The sequence below is a fragment of the Bradyrhizobium sp. USDA 4451 genome, from assembly GCF_054822585.1.
Map to the genome: position 1 here is coordinate 2249714 of NZ_JBTRCH010000001.1, position 18304 is coordinate 2268017.

Sequence of the window (18304 nt, forward strand, 5' to 3'; positions counted from 1 at the left end):
CAGCCGGGCCGTCGACCCTTCGAGGGCCGCTGAAGAAGCGGCCACCTCAGGGTGACGGTGAGGGATGGGGAATCGCCGCGGCGTCGTTAGTCCCGCAGCAGCTCGTTGATGCTGGTCTTGGCGCGGGTGCGCTCGTCGACGCGCTTGACGATCACGGCGCAGGCAGTGGCCGGGCCCGGCTGGCCGTTCTTCAGCGGCTTGGCCGGCAGGGTGCCCGGCACCACGACGGCATATTCCGGGACCTCGCCGACGAAGATCTCGCCGGTCTCGCGGTCGACGATCTTGGTCGAGGCGCCGAGGAATACGCCCATCGATAGCACCGCGCCCTTGCGCACGATCACGCCCTCGGCGACCTCCGAGCGTGCGCCGATGAAGCAATCGTCCTCGACGATCACGGGCTCGGCTTGCAGCGGCTCGAGCACGCCGCCGATGCCGACGCCGCCGGAGATGTGCACGCGCTTGCCGATCTGGGCGCAGGAGCCGACCGTCGACCAGGTGTCGATCATGGTGGCCTCATCGACATAGGCGCCGAGATTGACGAAGGAGGGCATCAGCACGACGTTCCTGGCGATAAAGGCCGAGCGGCGCACGATCGCGCCGGGCACGGCGCGGAAGCCGGCGTCGCGGAAGCGGTTCTCGCCCCAGCCCTCGAACTTCGAGGGCACCTTGTCCCACCACGACGCCTTGCCCGGGCCGCCGGCGATCTGGCCCATGTCGTTGAGGCGGAACGAGAGCAGTACCGCCTTCTTCAGCCACTGATTGACCTTCCATTTGCCGCTGGCCTCGCGCTCGGCGACGCGGGCCTCACCCTTGTCGAGCAGCTCCAGCGCGTGATCGACGGCCTCGCGGACCTCGCCCTTGGTCGAGGTCGAAATGCCTTCGCGGGCGTCGAACGCGGTGTTGACGGTGGTTTCGAGGGCGGACAGCGACATCGGGACGATCCTTGGGCGTATCGGGGATATGACGGAAATTTTGCAGGGCTTTTTCGGAATTTGAAGCCGCGGAGTCAAGGCTGACGCGGGCATGTAGCCCGGATGGAGCGCAGCGTAATCCGGGATCCCGACGGGTGGCGACAGCGGTCCCGGATTGCGCTTCGCTTCATCCGGGCTACGGCTTCAGCCGCTGCAAGAACCCGGTGAGATCGTCCGTGACATGGTCGACGTAAGCGGCGTCGCGCCCCTCCAGCTCCCAGGTCTCGCGCACCACCTCTTGGCTGCCGTCGGGCACCACCAGCACGGTGGTCATGCCGAGCTCATGCGGCACCACGAGGTTGCGCGCGAGGTCCTCGAACATCGCAGCCTTCGCCGGATCGACGTCGTGCAGCCTGAGGAACTTCTGATAGGTCTGCGGCGCCGGTTTCGGCTCGAGGTCGGCGGCGATGATGTCGAACACGCCGTCGAAATGATGGCCAATGCCGAGCCGGCCGAGCACCGCATCGACATGGTCGACCGAGCCGTTGGTCAGGATCAGCTTGCGCCCAGGCAGTTTTGCGATCGCAGCGCCCATTTCCGGATTCGGTTGCAGCGGCGAGTGGTCGATCTTGTGCACATAGGCGAGATAGTCGTCCGCCTGCACGCCGTGTTCGGTCATCATGCCGCGCATCGTGGTGCCGTAGCGCAGGTAATAGTCCTTCTGCAGCCGCCGCGCTTCTTCGGGCGAGATCTTCAGCCAGTTGCCGACGAACTCGCCGATCCGCGCATCGACCTGCTGCCACAGATTGACGTGATGCGGGTACAGCGTGTTGTCGAGGTCGAACACCCAGGTCTCGACATGGCCGAAGCCGCGGGGAGCTTTCATGTTATCTTTCCGTCGTCGTCCTGGCGAAAGCCAGGACCAATACCGCGTGATCCATCAAATGCAGCGCGGAGCCAATACTGCACAACCGTCGACCACGACCAGTCTTCGCCAAATGATTGCCTGTGGTAATGGGCTTTCGCCAGGACGACGGAGATATATGCAGCGCCGTCATCTTCATCACGGCACCGCAAAGCGCAGCGTCTTGCCGCCGCTGGTCATGTCGACGGTGGTGAAGCCGAGTGCGGTGAGGCCGCGGGTGGTGCAATCGCCCTGCTCGTTGACCTCGAACTTGCTGTCGCGGGTGCAGAGCGGCACCGCACCGCCCCAGTTCAACGGCTTGTCCTTGATGCGGATGGTGCGGTTGTCGCCATCGACCGCTTCGGCAAAGGAATAGATCTGCTTCGGCGTGCCGGTGACGTCGGGATGCAGGCATTTGCCGGGGTCGATGCGATACCAGCCGCGGCTGGTCACCACCTTGCCATCGTCGGTCGCGACCGCCGCCATCACCTTGTACTGGGTGTCGTTGCACCAGGTCAGTCCTGACGCGGACGGTTTCTGCACGGCATCGACCATGGTGGCGAAGAAGTTCGGCGACTGCACGATGTCGCTGCCGAGCCCGCGGCTCCTGAGGAAGGCCGACAGCGCGCTCTGGGTCTTCGGCCCGTCGACGCCATCGATCGGCGCCGCGTCGTAGCCCGCGATCACCAGCAGCCGCTGGATGCCGGCGAGCCGCGCCTGCTCGTCGTCATATTCGCTGTCTTCTGCGAGATAGGCGACGAGATTGCCGTCATCGGTCTGCGTCGGCGTGATCTGGGTGAATTGCGCCGGGGTCTGGCCGGAGCGGCATTGCCGTGCGGCGGCGATCACGAAATTGTCCTGCGCGACGCACAGCGTATCGGTGCCGTTCTGCGGGATCGGCGAGGCGCCATAGACGCCGAGGGCGCGGGCGTTGAGCAGCACACGGTCGGCGGTCAGCGCGCCCTGCACCACGACCCGGCAGGTCGCCGGATCGATCCGGAACCAGCCGCGCGTCGCGGTTGCGGCCTTGTCGTCGATGCCGATCGCGGCCTCGATCACATAGCTCATGCGGTTGCAGAGCTTGAGGTCGGCATGCGCCGGCGCCGACGAGAACAGGAACGACACCAGCGCAGCCGGCAGCGCCATCGCGAGCCGCGCCGCCGGCGACCGGCGAGGTTGCCTCGCCGTGTGTCCCGCGTCTGCCATTACTTGTGGATCAGCGTGCCGGTGCCCTGGTTGGTGAAGAGCTCGAGCAGCACCGCGTGCTGGGTCTTGCCGTCGATGATCACGACGCCCTGCACGCCCTGTTCGAGCGCGTAGATGCAGGTCTCGACCTTCGGGATCATGCCGCCGGAGATCGTGCCGTCGGCGATCAGCTTGCGGGCTTCCTTGATCGACAGGTCCGGAATCAGCTTCTTGGACTTGTCGAGCACGCCGGGCACGTCGGTCAGCAGCAGCAGGCGCTTGGCCTTCAGCGCACCGGCGATCGCGCCGGCAAAGGTGTCGGCGTTGATGTTCAGCGTCTGACCGTCCTTCGACGTCGCCAGCGGCGCCAGCACCGGGATCAACTCATAGCCGATCAGCTGGTTGAGCAGCGTCAGATCGACCTTTTCGGGGTCGCCGACGAAGCCGAGATCGACCGCCTTCTCGATATGGGAGTCGGGATCGACCATGGTGCGCGTCGTCTTCGACGCCTTCACCATGTTGCCGTCCTTGCCGGAGAGGCCGACGGCCTTGCCGCCGGCTTCATTGATGTAGCCGACGATCTGCTTGTTGACCGAGCCCGCCAGCACCATCTCGACGATCTCGATGGTGGCGGCGTCGGTGATGCGCAGGCCGGCGGCGAATTCCGACTGGATGCCGAGGCGCTTCAGCATGGTCGCGATCTGCGGACCGCCGCCATGCACGACCACCGGGTTGATCGCGGTCTGCTCGAGCAGCACGATGTCGCGCGCGAACGCCTTGGCGGTGTCCTCGGCGCCCATGGCATGGCCGCCATATTTGATGACGATGGTTTCCTCGTCATATTCCTGCATGTGCGGCAGCGCCTCGGACAGGATGCGGGCCTGATCGAGCGGGCTGATGTGCTGGTCGGTCATGGGGCTGGTCTCATCGTCAGCGGAGGGACGGGCGCGGTTCTATCTGATTGCCGGGCAGGGCGCAAAGCGGGAGAGGTTGTATCCGTAGCCCGGAGAAGCCAACGGGTCGCGCGAACGCGCGCCCGATGACAGGCTCCGCGCAATCCGGGGTCGCCACCCGCGACGGGATTCCCGGATTTCGCTTGCGCTCCATCCGGGCTACGGATCAGCGCTTCGGCCACGCCGCCGAAACCGCCAGCACCAGCCAGCTCAGGATCAGCAGCGTTCCGCCTGATGGTGCCGCCATCGGAAACAATCCATGGCCGGCAAACTGGCGCAGCACCAGGTCGCCCGCGAACAATGACGCGGCGATGACGAAGCCTGCTGCCGCCACGATTCCGAGCCTGGCATGGATGACCGCGCGGTCCGCGACCGCAATCGCCGCGATCGCGGCGGAGGCGTGGAACAGCAGCATCGAGGATGCCGCTGCCAGCCGCGTGGCGTCAGGCAAATGGGCTGCGGCTGCGGCCAGCATCACGCCGCAGGCGCCCATGATCGCGGCAAGGGCGACCAGGAGGCGGGACACGCCGTTCATCAGCGCCGCTCCGCGATCAGGCGCACCATGGCGGCACGCAACTCCGGCATGCCGTCGCCGGTGCGTGACGAGGTCACCAGCACGTCGGGAAACGCCGCAGGATGCTTGGCGAGCTTGGCGATGGTCTCAGTGATGACGGTCTTCAGTTCGCCGGGCTTGACCTGGTCGGCCTTGGTCAGCACGACCTGGTAGCTCACCGCTGACTTGTCCAGCGTCTTCAGCACGTCGAGGTCGACGTCCTTGACGCCGTGGCGCGCGTCGATCAGCACATAGACCCGCGCCAGCGTCGCGCGTCCGAGCAGGAATTTGTGGATCAGCGCGGTCCATGACGCCACCTTGGTCTTCGGTGCCGAGGCGTAGCCATAGCCGGGCATGTCGACCAGGCGGAAGGCTGCCTGCTCAGGCCCCTCGAAGAAGATCAATTCCTGGGTACGGCCGGGCGTGTGCGAGGTGCGCGCGAGGTTGCTGCGGCCGGTCAGCGCGTTGATCAGGCTCGACTTGCCGACGTTGGAGCGGCCGGCGAAGGCGACCTCGAGGCCGGCCATCGGCGGCAGTGTCTCGATCGAGGGCGAGGCCCAGATGAAGCGCCAGTCGCCGGCGAACAGCTTTCGCCCTCGCTCGATCAGCTCCGCATCGGGTTCGGCGGTCATGTGCGGCGGCTCGCTCTGGTTCCGTCATTGCGAGGAGCGAAGCGACGAAGCAATCCATCTCTCCTCGTGCCGAGGCATGGATTGCTTCGCTTCGCTCGCAATGAAGGTGCTTCCTACGTCGGCTTCTTGGCGAACGTCGACTTCAGATTGTCGAACAGCTCCACCTTCACGCCGTTCTTGCGCATGATGAAGCTCTGCTGCAGCACCGAGAGCGTATTGTTCCAGGCCCAGTAGATCACGAGACCCGCCGGGAAGCCGGCCAGCATGAAGGTGAAGATCAGCGGCATCCAGTCGAAGATGATCTTCTGGGTCGGATCCGGCGGCGCCGGGTTGAGCTTCATCTGCACCCACATCGTGATGCCCATGATGATCGGCCAGATGCCCATCACCAGATAGGCGCCGAAATGCGGTCCGAGCAGCGCGATCGGATCGAACGGGATCAGGCCGAACAGCGTGAACAGGTTGGTCGGATCGGGCGCGGAGAGGTCCTTGATCCAGCCGAAGAACGGCGCGTGCCGCATCTCGATGGTGATGAACAGCACCTTGTAGAGCGAGAAGAACACCGGGATCTGCAAGGCGACGGGAAGACAACCGGCGATCGGGTTGATCTTCTCCTTCTTGTAGATCTCCATCATCTCCTGCTGCTGCTTCACGCGGTCGTCAGGATAGCGTTCCTTCAGCGCCTGCAGCTGCGGCTGCACCGACTTCATCTTCGCCATCGAGGCGTAGGACTTGTTGGCGAGCGGGAAGAACAACAGCTTCACGATCACGGTCACCAAGAGGATCGCGATGCCGAAATTGCCGACCAGGCGATAGAACCAGTCGAGCGCCAGGAACATCGGTTTGGTGATGAAGTAGAAGTGGCCCCAGTCGATCAAGAGATCGAAATGGTTGAGGCCGAGCTGCTTGTTGTAGCCGCCGAAGCCGACCAGCGGGAAGTTGAGGCCGACGGTTGCGGCCTCCTTGGCGCCGGCGAACAGCCGCGCATTGGCGACGCCGGTGCCGCCGATCGGAATGGTCTGCGCGCCGAGCATGTAGTCGGCCTGGTAGCGCTTGTCGCCGGTGGTGAAGCGGGCGCTGTCCAGCGTGGCATTGGTTTCCGGCAGCAGCGCGGTGGCCCAGTATTTGTCGGTGATGCCGAGCCAGCCGTCGGTGACCTTCGAGAACACGATGCCGCGCGAATTTCCGCCGGTCGGGGTCTTGGCTTCGTCGAGGTTCTTGTAGGTGTATTCCTGCAGGCCCTGCTCGCCGAGATAACCGATCGGGCCTTCGTGCAGGATCGCGTAGCCCGAGACCGGCGGCTTGCCGCCGCGCGAGATCAGGCCGAACGGATACAGCGTCACCGGCGCGCTGCCTTGGTTGACGACCTCATCCTTGATGCTGAAGAGGTAGCGATCGTCGATCGAGATGGTGCGGCGGAAGGTCAGGCCCTGGCCGTTCTCGTATTTCAGAACCACCGGCGTGCTCGGCGACAGGCTGTTCGATCCCTCCTGCTGCCAGACCGTTTCGGCATCCGGCGTCTTCACCGACGAACCGTTGGCGGTCAGCCACAGGAACTCGGCATAATAAGGCTCGGCCGTGCCGGACGGCGACAGCAGCACGACGGCCGGCGAGTTGGGGTCGACGGTCTCGCGGAACTGGACCAGCGCCAAATCATCGATCCGCGCGCCCTTCAGCGCGATGCTGCCGATCACGCGCGGGGTCTCGATCTTGATGCGCGGGCCGGCTGCAAGCACGGTCTCGCGGCTCGCCACCGGAGCATCAGCAGGCGTGCCCGGTGCCGGGGAGGGCGTCGCTGCGCTTCCGGGGGCGGCACCCGGGGTCGGCTGCGGCGACGGCTTCAGCAATTCGGCCTGCTTCTGCGCCTCGCGCTGCTTCTCCATCTGCGGCACGTTGTAGAAATATTGCCAGGCGATCAGGACGAGGCCGGACAGAATGACGGCAAGGATCGTGTTGCGGTTGTCGGACATCTCTTAGGGTCTCGTCATTCCATTCGGATTGGGCGCGCTTTTGTTACCCGCCTTATTGGTAGCCGTTTGGGGCGCAGGCCGGTCGAGGCGGCGCAGCGCCGACCGCAGGTCGTCAATCATGGTCGCAAAGTCGCGGGTCAGCGCGTCACGCCGGCCGACTAGCACATAATCATGGTGCGGCCGCATGAATACGGCATCGACCCGTCTCATCACTTCGCGAAGCCGGCGGCGGATGCGGTTGCGCTCGGTCGCGGTGCCATTCTTCTTGGTGACGGTATAGCCGACGCGGATCGGGCCCTGATCGTCACGGCGGCGGCCCTGCAGCACAAAAGCTGCGGTATTCGCCCGTGCGCCATTGGCAACGGCGAGGAAATCTGCCCGCTGCCTCAGCCGATCCATAATGGGTATCTCCGGAGAGGAGACGTCCTGGCTCAGGCGCTCAGGCGCTTGCGGCCGCGCGCACGACGCGCAGCGAGGACCTTGCGGCCGCCGGCCGTGGCGAGACGGGCGCGGAAGCCGTGACGGCGCTTGCGCACCAGTTTGCTGGGTTGATAAGTCCGCTTCACGGGTAATTCTCCGCTGACCGGGCAATTTGCCGTTGTATTGAGATGGAGTCCGGTGATGCTGGCGGGCTCGAACGAGCCGTTGTACGGCCCCAAAGAGCCGCCCCCGGTCAAGAACCGGGCCATCGCGGACAGTTGGCGCGGCTTATAAGGGAGCGCCCAGTTTTCGTCAATGTCGCAGGGCGTCGCAAAAAGGCTTCTTCGAAACGACGCAATCGCGGCGAATATATCTGATTTCGCGGGGTATTTGTCGGTAACGGGACGCTTTTGGGCGTTCGGGGAACCGGCGACATTAGCGATCCGTAATTTGACCGGCTTGGGGGCCGGGCCGCATCTTCCGCCCCCTAAGCCAAACAAGGCCTTATCTTGTGGCTCTAACTGACGATCAGGCGACCGTGCAGATGCCGCGGTCCAAGCCGTCCCTCCGGCTCGGGCTGTCGGGCAAGCTGTTGCTGCTGACGATCCCCCTGGTGATGATCGCCGGGCTCCTGATCTACGTGCCGGCGATCGCCAACTTCCGGATGAACCGGCTCAATGACCGCCTGGCCGCCGCCAACACCGCAGCGCTGGTGCTGGACGCCGCCCCCTCCGGCCTGGTGCCGGATTCGCTGGCGCGGCAGATCCTGACCAGCATCGGTGCCCGCGCGGTCGCCATCAAGCTCGGCCAGCAGCGCCGCCTGCTCGCCAGCGCCGATTTGCCGGCCTCGATCGACCATGACGTCGACATGCGGGCCATGACGGTGTGGTCGGCGATCGTCGATGCCTTCGAGATCATGCTGGAGCACGGCGACCAGACCATCCGTGTGGTCGGCCCGGCGCCGGGCCAGGCTCAGTTCATCGAGGTGGTGATCGACGAGAAGCCGCTCCGGCAGGCGATGTACCGGTTCTCGCGCAACGTGCTGGTCGTCGCGCTGTTGATTGCCGGCCTGACCGCCGGCCTGGTCTATCTGGCGCTGCATTATCTGTTCGTGCGGCCGATGCGGCGGCTGACTGCGAGCCTGATCGGCTTCCACGAGAATCCGGAGAGTTCGGCGCGAATCATCGTGCCGAGCCAGCGCGGCGATGAGATCGGCGTTGCCGAGCGTGAGCTGTCGGACATGCAGCGTGACTTGGTCTCGATGCTGCATCAGAAGAGCCGGCTCGCTGCGCTAGGCCTCGCCGTCTCCAAGATCAACCACGATCTGCGCAATCTCTTGGCGTCCTCGCAATTGCTGTCGGACCAGCTCGCCAGCGTGCCCGACCCGCGGGTGCAGCGCTTCGCGCCGAAATTGTTGCGCTCGCTGGAGCGCGCCATCGCGTTCTGCCAGTCGACATTGTCTTATGGCCGCGCGCAGGAGGCGGCACCCGACCGGCGTGTCATCATGGTCGAGCCCGCCGTTGCCGAGGTGCGGGAATCGGCCGGGCTTGCGACCGATGTCTCGATCACCTGGATCAGCGCGATCGAGCGCGGGCTGACCATCGACGCCGATCCGGACCAGCTATTCCGCGTGCTGCTCAATCTGGTACGCAACGCGGCGCAGGCGCTGGAGAGCCGGCCGGCCGACGATGGCGGGGCCCAGCAGATCCGCATCACCGGCCGCCGCGAGGGGACGGTTGCGATCATCGAGGTCTCCGATACCGGCCCCGGCGTACCGGCCAAAGCGCGCGAGCATCTATTCGAGGCGTTCCAGACTTCCGGCCGCCCCGGCGGCAGTGGGCTTGGCCTTGCGATCGCCGCCGAACTGATCCGCGCCCATGGCGGTCATATCCATCTGGTCGAGGGCACCATCGGCGCCACCTTCCGGATCTCGATCCCGGATCGCCCGGTGGAACTGCTGTCTGTCCGCAGCGAGCGGGCGCGGGCGTAAGGCCGCTCCGGCATCTCCGAGGCGGCTGAGCGTGCCGAAATTGGCGCTTCCAGAGCCTTGCCAATCGGACCGGGAGCCTGTAGCTAGAGCGCTCTTTCGCGACGTTCCGGGGCTCCCGGAGCCATCCGGGCCCAGGCCCAACCGCGAAAATGCGCCCGTAGCTCAGCTGGATAGAGCATCAGACTACGAATCTGAGGGTCGGACGTTCGAATCGTTCCGGGCGCGCCATTCGTCTTTGTTTTCATTGGATTTTTTGCGATCGCACCGGGGCGAAATTGCCTGCTGCGCTGCGGTCTGCGTTGCCGGATGGCCGCGGCCTTCAACTATTTGTGCGACGCGGCATCAGCTTTATTGCAATGCAACAAAAGAGGCCTACCTGTGCTTCTCGATTCCATTGAGGAGCCTGCAAGTGACCAAGATTTCCCTCTCCATCATCGCCGCCACCCTCGCGATCGCGAGTGCATCGGCCGCGGAGCTTCCAACCTTCGAAGCGGCGGGCCTGCCGATCTCGCCGGTGCAGGCCGGCGTGCTTGGCGCCGCCAATGCCCATGAGCAGGCGCCGGCCGCCGCGATGGCGGCGTCGCCGCATCAGCTCAACGTCCTGACGCCGCGAAACAAGATCACGACCGCGCGGGCTTCGGTCCGCACCGATCGTTCGCTGCACTGAGTGGCACAGCCGTCGTTCACGAAGGCCCGCGACGACGTCGCGGGCCTTTTATGTGCGCCCATGCAAGGTCTGCCTCCTGCTTGCCGATCCCTGCCGTTGCGCTCGGTGAATGGTTGGTCCCGCATAGGCAACCGGCCCCGAGACAATCAGCGCTGAAGGCGAGGGCCGTCCCGTAAAAGCCCCGCTTGCGCCGGCCGGAACGTTGAGAAAAAATAAGGCATTTCACCTTATAGGAAGCGGGAATGTTTTTATTCCTTTTGTGCTTCCTGTTGAACCGGCGAGTTCATTTTCATGTCGGACGAGATCGCCCACGCCGTTTTGTACGCGGCGATATTTCTGGGAGTCGTCTACACCAGCCGTATCCTGGAGAAGCGATGGCCCATTGCGGAGGTGTCCCGCGGCGAATTTCGCGATGATTGGCTCGCGGTGATCGTAAGTATCGGATTGGAGCATCTGCTCGCTCCGGTCGCAGCGATCAGCGCGGGTGCGATTGCGACCTATGCCGGGGTCGGTTGGATCAAGTTACCGACCGAAGGTTACTGGTGGTATGTCTCGCTCGCGATCGTGGTGGTCGCGCTCGATCTCTACAAATACACCTTCCATCGCCTGCAGCACGCGGTCCCGTTTCTTTGGGCGATGCACTCGTTCCATCACAGCGCGAACGGCATCACGTTCATTACCGGCGGTCGGCATTTTTGGCTCGAGAGAGTGCTCTCCGACGCATTCCTTCCAATCATGGCGATTCTGTTTCGTATTCCGCCGGACATGGCGGTCACCGTGGGATTCATCTTCTTCATCCCCGATGCGTGTGCGCATCTCAACGTCCGGATCCCGCTCGGCCGGTTCGTGACCTGGGTCAACAACCCGCAATGGCATCGGATCCATCACTCGGTCCATATCGAGCATCGGGACAAGAACTTCGCCGCTTTCTTTCCGCTCCTCGACATTCTGTTCGGTACGGCCTGGATACCGAAGCCGGACGAGTATCCCGCAACGGGTCTCGTGCCTGCCGAGCGAGTGGACATCATCAACAGCGTGATCTGGCCGATCCGGCATCTCCGGAATGTTCGGCAACGGGAGTCTCGGAATGAATTGGGTTAAAGGTCTGCTGGTGCTGTTCGTCCTGTTGCTGGGCTACGCCGACCTCGAGTCGACGAACGTAATCCTGAGCCTCGGGCTGGGCGAGCTGAACCCGTTCATGCATCTGGCCCAGGCCTGGTTCGGCGTGTGGTGGCTGGTGCCCAAGCTGGGCCTGACCTTCATCGTCACCTGGCTGCTTTGGCGCAGCAACAACGTCTACAACATCGCCCTCGTCGCCATGTTCTGCTCGACGCCCGTGCTGAACAACCTCGCCATCATCGCCGGCGCGAACTGATCGAGCCAACTTGATCAGTTAGCCGTGTCGGCAGGCTCGGCCGGATTGACGTCCGGCCGCTGATGGCCTTTCACTTGCCCATCCGCAGGCCCTTGGTGGTGAAGCGCTGAGCCCGGCCGCCGTCGCGCAGCGGGCGCCGCGTGCCGGCGGCCTTGCCGGTGCCGGGCGGCTGGTGTGCGGGCACCAGCTGATCGGGCCGCGAGCCGATCAGATCGGCGCGGGGCCCATCTGCTTCAGCGCCTCGCGCAGCAGCGGCCAGTTGTCCGGGTCGTGATAGCGCAGGAACGCCTTGTGCAGCCGGCGTTGCCGCAGCCCCTTGATCGCCTCGACCTTGTCGGTCGCCCCACGGCGCACGCCGCGCAGCGGGTTGACACCGGTGTGATACATCGCGGTGGCGGTCGCCATCGGCGAGGGCAGGAAGGTCTGCACCTGATCGGCGCGGTAGCGGTTCTTCTTGAGCCAGAGCGCGAGGTTCATCATGTCCTCGTCGGTCGTGCCCGGATGCGCAGCGATGAAATACGGGATCAGATAGTATTTCTTGCCGGCCTGCTCGGCCGCGGCATCGAACATTTTCTTGAAGCGATTGTAGGCGCCGATGCCCGGCTTCATCATCTTGTCGAGCGGGCCGCGCTCGGTGTGCTCGGGTGCGATCTTCAGGTAGCCGCCGACGTGATGGGTGACGAGCTCCTTGATGTATTCGGGGCTCTCCACCGCAAGGTCGTAACGCACGCCGGACGCCACCATCACCCGCTTGACGCCCTTCACCTCGCGCACCTTGCGATAGAGCCGAATTAGGTCGTCATGCGAGGTGTTGAGGTTCGGGCAGATCTCGGGGAAGACGCAGGACGGCCGCCGGCATGCCGCTTCGATCTTCGGATCCTTGCAGGCCATCCGGTACATGTTGGCGGTCGGCCCGCCGATGTCGGAGATCACGCCGGTGAATCCCGGCGTCTTGTCGCGGATGCGCTCGATCTCGCGCAGGATCGAGCCTTCGGAGCGGTTCTGGATGATGCGGCCTTCGTGCTCGGTGATCGAGCAGAAGGTGCAGCCGCCGAAGCAGCCGCGCATGATCGTCACCGAGAACCGGATCATCTCCCAGGCCGGGATCTTGGCGTCGTTGTAGGAGGGATGCGGCGCCCGCGCGTAGGGCAGGTCGTACACCGCATCCATCTCGGCCGTGCTCAACGGGATCGGCGGCGGATTGAGCCACAGGTCGCGGTCGCCGTGACGCTGCACCAGCGGCCGCGCATTGCCGGGATTGCTTTCTCGATGCAGCACGCGCGAGGCGCGGGCATAGGCGTCGCGGTCCTGCTCGACCTGCTCGCAGGCCGGCAGGCGGATCACGACGTTGCCCGGCTGGCGCGCTGCGCCCTCGTCGGCGGAGTCGAGATCATCGGCATGCAGCTCGGCGTAACCCTCGGGCACGCGGCGGAACAGCGCGACGCCCCTGATCGAGTCGAGATCGCGCGGCGCCTCGCCATTGGCGAGCCGGTGCGCCACCTCGACGACGGCACGTTCTGCGTTGCCGTAGAGCAGCAGGTCGGCCTTGGCGTCCGCCAGTATCGAGCGGCGCACCTTGTCGGACCAATAGTCGTAATGCGCGATGCGGCGCAGCGACGCCTCGATGCCGCCGAGCACGATCGGCACGTCCTTGAACGCTTCGCGGCAGCGCTGGGCATAGACGATGGTGCAGCGATCCGGCCGGCGGCCGCCTTCGCCGTTCGGCGTGTAGGCGTCATCGTGGCGCAGCCGCCGGTCCGCCGTGTAGCGGTTGACCATCGAATCCATGTTGCCGCCGGTGACACCAAAGAACACGCGCGGCTTTCCCAGCGCCTTGAACGGTTCTGCCGACTGCCAGTCGGGCTGCGCGATGATGCCGACCCTGAAGCCCTGGGCCTCCAGCAACCGGCCGATGATCGCCATGCCGAAGCTCGGATGGTCGACATAGGCATCGCCGGTCACCAGCACGATATCGCATTGGTCCCAGCCGAGCGCGGCCATCTCGGCGCGGTTCATCGGCAGGAATGGCGCGGGCTTGTCGGGGCGCGCCTGGTGGCGCGGCCATGACGTCAGGGACAGTTCGGCGGTGGCAAGGCTGTTCATGGCGACCACGCATAGGACTCCCGCGTCGTGAATTCAACCAATCAGCGTGCGGTCCGGTCCGATCGCGTGTTGCGCTTCCCGAAGGGTTCCGGATCCGCCCAGGGCGACCGGAATGGCGGCGATCAAATCATACCGATATCTCAATGGCATAAAAGGTGAATGCCGGACCATCTCCCTGAACCGTTCCGCCAGCCAATCGTGGCGCAGTTGCGGCGATGCCGTGGGACCGGGAACATGCGTAACCCCGCTCGGGGACACGGTAGCACGGTAACACATCGACGCATGGAATGGCTCGGGAGGCCGCTCAGCGAGCGGGTGCAGTGAGCATGCAATCGCGGTCGCATCGGTAGAACCTGCTCGGCATGTCCGACGACAAACAGCGGTGATCGCCATCGATGCGATCTGGGAGAGTGAATGATGTCGGACAGATCGATCCTCGCCTGCGTGGTCTGCACGGCCGTGATACTCGGTGCGCTCGGCGCATCCGTGCACGCGCAGACGCCGTCGAGTTGCAAGGAGCCGAAGACCGGCACCGATCGCGTCCCGATATTCTCGCCGCCGCTCGCCAATGTGGTGACGGGCAGCGGGCGGCTGCAATTCTACTCGGCGCCGAATCTGCACTGCCCGATCAAAGGCGTGTTCGTCATTCCGAACGACGAGCTCGTCGCCTATGCGCAAACCAATGATGGCTGGTCGTCGGTGATGTACTTCAATCCACGGGGCGGCGACGACGTCTCGGGCTGGGTGAGGTCTGCGAGATTGAAAGCGACGGGAACCGTCGGTCCGAAGCAGTAGCGCGCGAACCGGGATCGCGGATGGGCCGCCTGCGCCAACGCAGGCTTGCGCGATTTTCCAAAATGAATCGCGCCGGATCGCGCGGTCATGCGGACGTCACGGACCGGCAGCGGCTCGCGCGTTAACCTCCACAAGTTGAATTTCTTGACGGCTCGCGCTTGAAGTTGGAGGCTTGCCGCAGGACGAGCGCCTGATGGCGCTATCGGGATTAAGACTCCCGGTTTGCGTGAATGACAGTGATGACCGCGCGGGCGCACCACGTGGTGAGCCATCAGGGACAGGTTCATTGGCCTTTGAAGATCATTGATACTGGCGTCCGACGACGCCGCTGCGATTGGACACAGATTAAGTGGCTGACCATGCTGAACACAGCGTCGCACACCGCTTCCCAGGTCAGCCACCTGCATGACGCGCGCGCGCGTCCGCCAATCCAGGTGGGCTAGATGCAGGCATCCGAGCAGCAAGCGCCGGTTGATGCGCCGCCACCGCGCAAGGGGGCGGTTCGGCCGATGACCGCTGCGGATTTACCCGCGGTCGCCCGACTTTTCATGAAGATTTACAGAGGCTCAGATCGTCCGGCGGATTTGGACCTTCAGAACTATCTGAAGGTGATTACCCTGGAAGCTCCATCCTACAGCGAAGCCGCGGGCGCGCAAATCTACGAGCAGCAGGATGGGCGCATCCCGAGCGCGATGCTCGCGGTGCCGATGCGTTTTATCGCCTGCGGCACTGTCGTGCCTGGCCGGTTGGTCTGTACACTGATGACTGACAAGGAGGCCGCCGGTGCGGCGCAGCTCGTTCTGACCTTGCGGCCGAGGCGTTCCGACATTCAATTCAGCGACACGGCGTCGCCCACCACCTTTAATCACTGGCGGGCAATTGGTGCAAAGCCGATCCCCGTCCACAATCTGGAATGGACGCGCAGCTTTCGTCCTTTAGGTGCGCTGGCCGGCCGACTTGAAGACCGGTTCTTCCGCGGCAGGAGCCTTGGTCTTGCGACGTTCGCGCGACCCATCGACACGTTGCTACTGCGCCGCTTCAGCGAAAAGAACGCAGCGGAGCCCGGCGGGGCCAAGGTCACGAACATGTCCGTCAAGGCCTTTCTTGAGCAGGCGCCGGGCTTCATCGCCCACTATGCTGTTCGACCTCTGTGGTCGGAAGAGGAGCTCGGCTGGCTCGTGTCGCTCGCGGCGCAGAACACGACACGCGGCACGTTGACGATTCGCTCGGTCGAAGATCGCGCGGGCAAATTGATTGGTTGTTTCGTCTACTACGCGGCACCAGGTCGGACAGCGCAAGTTCTCAATGTGCTGTCGGAGCGCGGCCAGGAGATCGTCGTGCTGAATGCGATGTTCCATCATCTCGAAAGCTCCGGCCACGTCGAAGCCCGCGGTCGCGCGCACCCCGCTTTGATGGCGGGACTGTCGCTGCAACGCTGGCTCGTCTTCCGGCACAAGGCCTTCGCAGTGGTGCTGACACGACTGCCCGACGCAAACGATGCCGTTGCGCGTGGCGACATCTTCGTTGGTGGCCTCGCCAGCGAAGACTGGAGCCGGTTGATGTCCGATTTCCACTGAGGCGGGTGCAGAGATGTCGGTATCGGTTATCCTCAAGGCGCTCAACGAGGAGGCGCGGATCGGTCCGGCGATCGAGAGCGTGCTGGCTGCGCTCGAGGGGATCGGCGGCGAAGTCATCGTGGCCGACGGCGGTTCGCGCGACCGGACGCTCGCCGTCGCCGGCAGATACCCCGTTCGCGTCGTGCAGCTCGAACCTGAGATTGCGCCGAGCTGCGGCATAGGTGCGCAACTCGGCTTCCAGTACAGCCGCGAACCGTTCATCTGCCTGATGGACGGCGACATGCTGCTCGATTCCGGCTTCCTACGCGAAGCGCTCGCCTGGCTCGCCGACAATCCGGATGCCGCCGGCGTGACCGGTCATGTCGTGGAGATGAACGACACCAGCCTTGAATATGTCCGGCGCGGCCGCAGGATCTCGCCCGAGAACCGGATCGGGGACATCGATCGCATGAATGGCGGCGGCCTCTATCGGCGGGCGGCCATCGAGCAGGTCGGCTATTTGTCGGACCGCAATCTGCACGGCTATGAGGAGTTCGACCTCGGCGTGCGGCTGCGCGCGCGCGGCTGGACGCTGCACCGCCTCGACCGCAGCTTTGTCCGGCATTTCGGGCACGCGATCAACGCCTATGCGCTGCTGGTGCGACGCTGGAAGTCGGGTTATCTGCGCGGCATCGGGGAACTGCTGCGAGCGGCGTTCGGCAAGCCGCAGTGGAAGCAACTGGTTCAGGAATTGCCCGAACTGAAGCTCTGGGGCGCAGTTTATCTTTGGCTCGCCGTGATGGTGGCGCTGCCGTTCCTGATCTCACCGCCCGGATTGGGGCTTGCGATCGATGTGGCCGTGATTGCCGGCGTCGTCGGATCGATGAGCCTGCGCCAGCGCAGCCTGACGCTCGGCTTCTACGCGGTCGTCGCGTGGTTGTTCCACGCCGCGGCGTTACCGCTCGGCTTCTTCCACGGCCGCAAGGCTCCGGCGGACTGGATCGACAGCCGGGTCGTCCAGGATAGTCGCTGAGTGCGCAGCAATGCTGCCGGATCCGTCTGCGTCCAGGCGGCTCCGACGCGCGAGCCGCAGCAGAACCAGCCACGCCGAGACCACGAGAGATGCTTCGATCACGTAAAGCGCGACGAAGGTGCCGATCGGAGCGGCGAACCACGTCGCAACGGCGATGAGGCCGCTGCCCGCCAGATTGGTGCTGTTCATGATCAAGGCGCGCGTGCCCTGCCGTCCTGAAGCGCCCAGCAAGTCCATCGCGACCGCCCAGGCGCCGATCAGGACAACCGTGCCGGACAGGCAGCGCACGAAGAACGGAAGATCGTGATACGCGCGGCCGAACAGAAGCGGCAACTCCGGCGCCAGCACGAACAGGATGAGGAATGTCGCAACGCCAAGGCCGAGCGCCGCGATCAAGGCGCGTTTCGCCGCCGGCAGCGCCAGGTGCAGGCCGTCGCGGCTGGCGCGCGCAAAGCGCGGATAGACCAGGCGGTTGAAAGCGTCGATCGAGAGATAGCTGCTGTCCATGATGCGCCGGGCCACGCCATAGCTGCCGACGGTCTCGATCGGCGTGAACAGGCCGATCACGAACAGGTCGACGTTGGCGCGGATTGCCCGAACCACGAACTGGGAGCTGAACAGGGCGCCGGAGCGCAATTCCTCGCGCATGATCTTGAACCGCGGCTGACCGAGCGGCCGCAGCCACATCAGTCCGACCAGCGCATAGAGCAGGTGCCCGCAGAATTGCCACACGGCCCATTCCGCCAGGTTTGATGCGTGGAACACGATGCAGGCAAGCGCGGCCGTGGCAGTGCGCGCGATCGCAAATCCGACCACCGAGCGATTTGCCGAGCGAACCTGGCCGAGGCCAAGAAACACGGTCTCGACGAGAAGAATCACGCGGACCAGCACGACGTTCGCGAGGAACAGCAGGGCGATGCTCGAGACGGCGATCGACGGGCCGGAGCCCATGCGCGTCCAGGCCGCCATCGCCGCGACGCCGCCGAGCACGAGCACTGCGCCGGTTGTTCCAATCAGGAGAAAGTTGTGGCCGAGCAGGTCCGAATAGCTCGCGGGCTCGCGCGCCACCCTGCGCAGCAGGCAGTCGGAGGCGCCGAGGCCGCAGATCTGCGCGGCAATCGCGGTCACCGCCGTGATCTGCACGAACAGGCCGAACTCCGCCGGTCCGAGCGCGCGCGCCAGGATCGCAAACGTCACGAGCTGGGCAAGGCTCGCCGCCGCCAGCGATCCGCTCGACAGCAGATAGCTGAGAATCAT

Annotated in this window: 17 protein-coding genes, 1 tRNA gene and 1 pseudogene; 8 read left to right on the forward strand and 11 right to left on the reverse strand. The window is 64.7% G+C overall.

Going from position 1 to position 18304, the window contains the following annotated elements:
- Positions 1–86 precede the first annotated feature (86 nt).
- The 9 genes from dapD to rpmH all read right to left on the reverse strand — a co-directional run bounded on the left by dapD (position 87) and on the right by rpmH (position 7674).
- Entirely contained in the window at positions 87–932 is an 846-nt protein-coding gene (gene dapD, locus ACVMB0_RS10335) for a 2,3,4,5-tetrahydropyridine-2,6-dicarboxylate N-succinyltransferase (protein WP_021079579.1), read from the reverse strand.
- A 175-nt stretch (positions 933–1107) separates the two neighbouring features.
- Positions 1108–1797 carry a pyrimidine 5'-nucleotidase gene (locus tag ACVMB0_RS10340; RefSeq protein WP_461346155.1) on the reverse strand — a complete coding sequence of 230 codons (690 nt, stop codon included), beginning with the start codon at positions 1795–1797 and terminating at the stop codon, positions 1108–1110.
- Between the two features lie 177 nt (positions 1798–1974).
- A complete protein-coding gene (locus tag ACVMB0_RS10345) occupies positions 1975–2961 on the reverse strand; it encodes a DUF1036 domain-containing protein (RefSeq protein ID WP_456756344.1) in 987 nt (328 codons plus the stop codon).
- Between the two features lie 59 nt (positions 2962–3020).
- Entirely contained in the window at positions 3021–3914 is an 894-nt protein-coding gene (gene argB, locus ACVMB0_RS10350) for an acetylglutamate kinase (RefSeq protein WP_456750903.1), read from the reverse strand.
- Between the two features lie 205 nt (positions 3915–4119).
- Complete coding sequence (locus ACVMB0_RS10355) at positions 4120–4488, reverse strand: DUF423 domain-containing protein (protein WP_461346156.1); 369 nt, start codon at positions 4486–4488, stop codon at positions 4120–4122.
- Complete coding sequence (gene yihA, locus ACVMB0_RS10360; protein WP_461346157.1) at positions 4488–5138, reverse strand: ribosome biogenesis GTP-binding protein YihA/YsxC; 651 nt, start codon at positions 5136–5138, stop codon at positions 4488–4490. Before yihA ends, ACVMB0_RS10355 begins: the two co-directional genes overlap by 1 nt.
- 113 nt (positions 5139–5251) lie before the next feature.
- On the reverse strand, positions 5252–7108 hold the full coding sequence (yidC, locus tag ACVMB0_RS10365) for a membrane protein insertase YidC (RefSeq protein ID WP_461346158.1): 1857 nt from the start codon (positions 7106–7108) through the stop codon (positions 5252–5254).
- A gap of 3 nt (positions 7109–7111) precedes the next feature.
- Positions 7112–7507, reverse strand: coding sequence for a ribonuclease P protein component (gene rnpA / locus ACVMB0_RS10370; protein WP_456750899.1), 396 nt, complete (start codon positions 7505–7507; stop codon positions 7112–7114).
- Positions 7508–7539: 32 nt separating this feature from the next.
- Positions 7540–7674, reverse strand: a complete 135-nt coding sequence (gene rpmH, locus ACVMB0_RS10375; RefSeq protein ID WP_008542748.1) for a 50S ribosomal protein L34 — start codon at positions 7672–7674, stop codon at positions 7540–7542.
- A 398-nt stretch (positions 7675–8072) separates the two neighbouring features.
- Here rpmH and ACVMB0_RS10380 point away from each other — a divergent pair, with 398 nt between their 5' ends.
- The 5 genes from ACVMB0_RS10380 to ACVMB0_RS10400 all read left to right on the forward strand — a co-directional run bounded on the left by ACVMB0_RS10380 (position 8073) and on the right by ACVMB0_RS10400 (position 11560).
- Complete coding sequence (locus tag ACVMB0_RS10380) at positions 8073–9518, forward strand: sensor histidine kinase (protein ID WP_456750898.1); 1446 nt, start codon at positions 8073–8075, stop codon at positions 9516–9518.
- 151 nt (positions 9519–9669) lie between these two features.
- A tRNA-Arg gene (locus ACVMB0_RS10385) sits at positions 9670–9746 on the forward strand.
- Between the two features lie 181 nt (positions 9747–9927).
- Positions 9928–10185, forward strand: a complete 258-nt coding sequence (locus ACVMB0_RS10390; RefSeq protein WP_456750897.1) for a hypothetical protein — start codon at positions 9928–9930, stop codon at positions 10183–10185.
- 291 nt (positions 10186–10476) lie between these two features.
- Positions 10477–11286 (forward strand): sterol desaturase family protein, encoded by an 810-nt coding sequence (locus ACVMB0_RS10395; RefSeq protein ID WP_456750896.1) that lies wholly within the window; start codon positions 10477–10479, stop codon positions 11284–11286.
- Complete coding sequence (locus ACVMB0_RS10400) at positions 11273–11560, forward strand: DUF5658 family protein (RefSeq protein ID WP_461346159.1); 288 nt, start codon at positions 11273–11275, stop codon at positions 11558–11560. The genes ACVMB0_RS10395 and ACVMB0_RS10400 overlap by 14 nt, the downstream gene beginning before the upstream one ends.
- Positions 11561–11630: 70 nt before the next feature.
- Here the strand turns inward: ACVMB0_RS10400 and ACVMB0_RS10405 are convergent.
- Positions 11631–13663 (reverse strand): annotated as a pseudogene (locus ACVMB0_RS10405) (YgiQ family radical SAM protein).
- Between the two features lie 417 nt (positions 13664–14080).
- Between ACVMB0_RS10405 and ACVMB0_RS10410 the strand changes: the two are divergent.
- The 3 genes from ACVMB0_RS10410 (at position 14081) to ACVMB0_RS10420 (ending at position 17047) form a co-directional block, all read left to right on the forward strand.
- On the forward strand, positions 14081–14458 hold the full coding sequence (locus ACVMB0_RS10410) for a hypothetical protein (RefSeq protein WP_461346160.1): 378 nt from the start codon (positions 14081–14083) through the stop codon (positions 14456–14458).
- A gap of 443 nt (positions 14459–14901) precedes the next feature.
- The gene (locus ACVMB0_RS10415) at positions 14902–16035 is read left to right on the forward strand and encodes a GNAT family N-acetyltransferase (RefSeq protein ID WP_461346161.1); all 1134 of its coding nucleotides are present in this window, start codon (positions 14902–14904) and stop codon (positions 16033–16035) included.
- A gap of 13 nt (positions 16036–16048) precedes the next feature.
- Positions 16049–17047: a glycosyltransferase family 2 protein gene (locus ACVMB0_RS10420; protein WP_461346162.1), complete on the forward strand. Its 999-nt coding sequence runs from the start codon at positions 16049–16051 to the stop codon at positions 17045–17047.
- Here the strand turns inward: ACVMB0_RS10420 and ACVMB0_RS10425 are convergent.
- Positions 16970–18304 (reverse strand): lipopolysaccharide biosynthesis protein, encoded by a 1335-nt coding sequence (locus ACVMB0_RS10425; RefSeq protein ID WP_461346163.1) that lies wholly within the window; start codon positions 18302–18304, stop codon positions 16970–16972. The two genes, ACVMB0_RS10420 and ACVMB0_RS10425, sit on opposite strands and share 78 nt — an antisense overlap.

Bases quoted from the DNA above. Each gene is read 5' to 3' on its own strand.
- dapD (WP_021079579.1), bottom strand. From the start codon at position 932: ATGTCGCTGTCCGCCCTCGAAACCACCGTCAACACCGCGTTCGACGCC.
- ACVMB0_RS10340 (WP_461346155.1), bottom strand. From the start codon at position 1,797: ATGAAAGCTCCCCGCGGCTTCGGCCATGTCGAGACCTGGGTGTTCGAC.
- ACVMB0_RS10345 (WP_456756344.1), bottom strand. From the start codon at position 2,961: ATGGCGCTGCCGGCTGCGCTGGTGTCGTTCCTGTTCTCGTCGGCGCCG.
- argB (WP_456750903.1), bottom strand. From the start codon at position 3,914: ATGACCGACCAGCACATCAGCCCGCTCGATCAGGCCCGCATCCTGTCC.
- ACVMB0_RS10355 (WP_461346156.1), bottom strand. From the start codon at position 4,488: ATGAACGGCGTGTCCCGCCTCCTGGTCGCCCTTGCCGCGATCATGGGC.
- yihA (WP_461346157.1), bottom strand. From the start codon at position 5,138: ATGACCGCCGAACCCGATGCGGAGCTGATCGAGCGAGGGCGAAAGCTG.
- yidC (WP_461346158.1), bottom strand. From the start codon at position 7,108: ATGTCCGACAACCGCAACACGATCCTTGCCGTCATTCTGTCCGGCCTC.
- rnpA (WP_456750899.1), bottom strand. From the start codon at position 7,507: ATGGATCGGCTGAGGCAGCGGGCAGATTTCCTCGCCGTTGCCAATGGC.
- ACVMB0_RS10380 (WP_456750898.1), top strand. From the start codon at position 8,073: ATGCCGCGGTCCAAGCCGTCCCTCCGGCTCGGGCTGTCGGGCAAGCTG.
- ACVMB0_RS10395 (WP_456750896.1), top strand. From the start codon at position 10,477: ATGTCGGACGAGATCGCCCACGCCGTTTTGTACGCGGCGATATTTCTG.
- ACVMB0_RS10400 (WP_461346159.1), top strand. From the start codon at position 11,273: ATGAATTGGGTTAAAGGTCTGCTGGTGCTGTTCGTCCTGTTGCTGGGC.
- ACVMB0_RS10410 (WP_461346160.1), top strand. From the start codon at position 14,081: ATGTCGGACAGATCGATCCTCGCCTGCGTGGTCTGCACGGCCGTGATA.
- ACVMB0_RS10415 (WP_461346161.1), top strand. From the start codon at position 14,902: ATGCAGGCATCCGAGCAGCAAGCGCCGGTTGATGCGCCGCCACCGCGC.
- ACVMB0_RS10420 (WP_461346162.1), top strand. From the start codon at position 16,049: ATGTCGGTATCGGTTATCCTCAAGGCGCTCAACGAGGAGGCGCGGATC.
- ACVMB0_RS10425 (WP_461346163.1), bottom strand. From the start codon at position 18,304: ATGATTCTCAGCTATCTGCTGTCGAGCGGATCGCTGGCGGCGGCGAGC.